Genomic DNA, 1641 nt, shown 5'->3' on the forward strand with positions numbered 1-1641 from the left:
ATGGGACTAAGCTCCTAGGTGGAAGTGAGGAAGATGCCCAAACCGCAAACTTTATCGGGAATATCGTAGGAGGTTATGTGGTCTCCTCAGCAGCCAGCAAGTTTAGTCTCAATAAGGTGAAAGTAGATCTACCAAGCGCTAAACCATCTCATCTGGATGTCCCACTTCAAGGCAAGCAACTACCCAAGCTGGAACCAGCTAATGTACGTTTGAGTAGTAGGCCAGACCTGCATCTGAAAGCCAGCCCAGCTGATGAGACCCTGGCTAAGCTGAAAAGCCATCCAGCAGTCAGAGTGGATGTACCGAAGGTCAAGCAGATATCAGGCGACAACGTATCAAATGCTGTTAGCGGAGTCAAGTCAGGTGATGTGGTTGTGCCTAGAGTTAAGGATATTGCAACTCCAAGTAGGTTTGGAGATGTGGGAGTGCATAAAATAGATTCTCAAAGTTCAGTAAACATGTCTGAACCATCTCGCTTGGAATATTTACACAATAAATATGGGAAAATTAGTTCTGAAGAATTACATAAAAGAATAAATACACCGAAACTAAAGAGGTTTGTAAAGAATTATGATCCAGTTGAAATTGCCAAATCTTGGCAAGGAGACTTTCCTTATACAGGAGTTGATGAATATCAAAATATTCTAATTAAAAAGGGAGATATTTTATTTGTGGGTGAACCGTTTCCAACAGGTTATATGGTTTCTGAAAAAACGATTACTGATGTTGGAAATAATGCCACTAAGTTGTTTGAAGGTGTCCAAGTGAAACCATACTACGTTCGAGGAATGGATTCTGCTGAGTATAGAAAAATAATGGGGGCTTATAAGTTTAATGAGGATATAAATTCGGCAACAGGCATAACATTATCTAATCCTCAATTTGGCCAAGGGGGACTAACTCAATATTTCGTCCCAGATTTTCGAGAGGCTGTACATAATAAATTTATTGTTCCTGTTAAAACATCAAACATCAAGCTAAATAACTATAAAGTTAACCTTTCTAAGTATGCAGAAATTGAACAGAAGCTACATAATTTAAAATGATCAGGAGTTCAAATGATTATAAATAATACAGTTATTGACAAACAATTAACGAAAGAAATATTTTATAATAATTTTAAAAATTATCTTAAACAGGAAGAAAGTTCTAATTTATTTATGTTAAAATCTCCCGTCAAGATTGAAGGATTAGAATTTTGGGCAGATTTTAATTTTAAAAATAACATTCTTGAATCTTTAAAGTTAAGTATTTATCAATCAAATGATCCGATAAATTATTCGAATATGTATGAATATAAACTACAAGATATAAGACAGATACAGGATAAGTGGTTAGAAAAACAATATGGTAGATTTTCCGAAAAAACTACATACTCTACTAAATTTAATACCTCTTTTGCGGAAATAATATCATATATTGATACAAAATCGGGTGAGACCAGTATAATTTTTTTATTTAAGTGATGCAATATGTAATAACTCTCTATAAATAATTTCAATTAGGGAATATCAAATGACAAGCTGTATCATCAGGTTGGTGGGATCTTTGTGACAGCGAGTGCCATCATGATTCCCATAGGGCAGACTCAGAGCGTTGTCAAGGGCTTGACCCAGTTTGCGATAGGGGAAGCCGGTGCCT

At 35.7% G+C, this 1641-nt stretch carries 1 protein-coding gene and 1 pseudogene; both read left to right on the top strand.

Going from position 1 to position 1641, the window contains the following annotated elements:
- Positions 1 to 1046: pseudogene (locus PAN06_RS14130) on the top strand (hypothetical protein); the annotation flags it as partial.
- Positions 1047 to 1058: 12 nt separating this feature from the next.
- A complete protein-coding gene (locus tag PAN06_RS14135; protein ID WP_004264034.1) occupies positions 1059 to 1466 on the top strand; it encodes a hypothetical protein in 408 nt (135 codons plus the stop codon).
- Positions 1467 to 1641 lie beyond the last annotated feature (175 nt).

The sequence above is a fragment of the Streptococcus sp. SM3 genome (assembly GCF_027497875.1).

Excerpts from the sequence above, each read along its gene's own strand:
- PAN06_RS14135 (WP_004264034.1), top strand. The coding sequence starts at position 1,059 with ATGATTATAAATAATACAGTTATTGACAAACAATTAACGAAAGAAATA.